This window comes from Mesorhizobium sp. BAC0120 (genome assembly GCF_033542235.1).
Lineage (GTDB): Bacteria > Pseudomonadota > Alphaproteobacteria > Rhizobiales > Rhizobiaceae > JAWRCU01.
In genome coordinates this window covers 1-1,479 of record NZ_JAWRCU010000046.1, presented here as the reverse complement: position 1 = coordinate 1,479, position 1,479 = coordinate 1, and the positions used below count along the sequence as shown (strand labels likewise).

Annotated in this window: 1 protein-coding gene; it reads right to left on the bottom strand. The window is 64.4% G+C overall.

The window, feature by feature from the left end; translation table 11 throughout:
• Positions 1-111: 111 nt before the first annotated feature.
• Complete coding sequence (locus tag SAZ10_RS33500) at positions 112-1,401, bottom strand: ISNCY family transposase (RefSeq protein WP_318613885.1); 1,290 nt, start codon at positions 1,399-1,401, stop codon at positions 112-114.
• Positions 1,402-1,479: the final 78 nt, after the last annotated feature.

Here is a 1,479-nt window from a genome sequence, read left to right as displayed (position 1 = left end):
TCTGTCGGTAGCTTTTGGAGTTGTCCGGTTTTTGTAGCACATCAGTTGTCCGCTTTGGGTTAGACGGCGCAACCGGGTGAAAGCGGAACGACACCCGAGCCGATTTGCGGATCATAGAGCGCCGACCCCGTGTCGAGACGCCGTCAAGGCTGGGCGTCGCGCTGCCGGCGGCGCCGGCTGCGACGCTTCCAGGCCACGCCTTGACGGCGCCGAGCACGGGTGCAGCATGGTCGAGATCGGCTCGCTGATCTCGCTGCCCCTTGCATCGTAACGGCCAAGGCATCGCGGTCCGTGGAATATCGCCAGCGCGCCATTCGGATACTGGCGAACCTTGACGGTGGCCCTGACGTAGTGATGCCTCAGCCCGCTGTGCGGCAGTTGCAGATGCAGCCCGCCCCACGCCACGGTGTTGTCGCGGGCGACCACGCGCTCCTCCTCCACACACAGGATCTCGACGAGCTGGGCGGGATCGGCGCTGACGAAGGCACTCTCGGCAATCTGAGGCGGCCTGGCGAAGCGGGCATTGTGAGCGGGCAGATAGACCTCAGCGATAAACCGATTGGCTCCCTCCATGTTGGTAATCCCGGCCAGCTTCAATTCTTTCGGCAAGCGCTCCTGCAACGTCGCGAACATCCGTTCCGAGCGGCCCCGCGCCTCCGGCGAATAGGCGGGAATGTGTTCGATTCCCAGCCGCTGCAGCGCCCGCCCGACCTGCGTCAGCCGCTGCTTGTCGACCGCCTCGCCGGCCTTGGGCGTGTAGAAGTAATGGCTGCCGCGATCGGTGTAGAGGCTCGATGGCAGACCGAAGGCCGTAAACGTCTCCAACAGGGCGCGAAAGCTCGAGGCGGTGCCCTCCTCCTCGACCAGAAAGGCCGAGTAGATGGTGCTTGTGGCATCGTCCATCGTCACGATCAGATCGAGCTGCGGCTGCCCGGCCAACCAGCCAAAGCGGCTGCCGTCCTGGTGCAGCATCATACCCTCATACGGCTTGCGCGGCCGTTTGCGTCGGTGCGCTCCGCGCCGCCTGGCCCGCTCTACCAGTCCCGCGGCATGCAGCTGCGCCTTCGTCCAGCTATAGCCCCAGGCGAAGTTGTGGCGCTCGCGAAGGTGCTCGTGAAAGTGCTTCACGTTCCAGCCTCCGTAAAACGCGCGATAGAGTTCCAGCATCCGCTGCAGCTCTTGCTCCGGCACTCGCCGCGCCGAACGTTTGCCCAGCCGCCGGTCGCGCAGCCCTTCCTCTCCGGCCTCCTCGTAGCGCTCGCGATAGCGCCGGAACTGCCGCTCCGACATGCCCAGCAACTCACCTGCTTCCATCATCGATAGTTCGCCGCGCTCCCAGCGGCTCAACACGTCCCTGAACTTTTGCATCCTGCGGTCCTGCAGCCACGTCGTCCGGTTCATCGACCCGCCTCCTCACGGAGACAGAAAACCGGACAACTCGTGTGCTACCTAACCCGGACAACTCATCTGCTACCGACA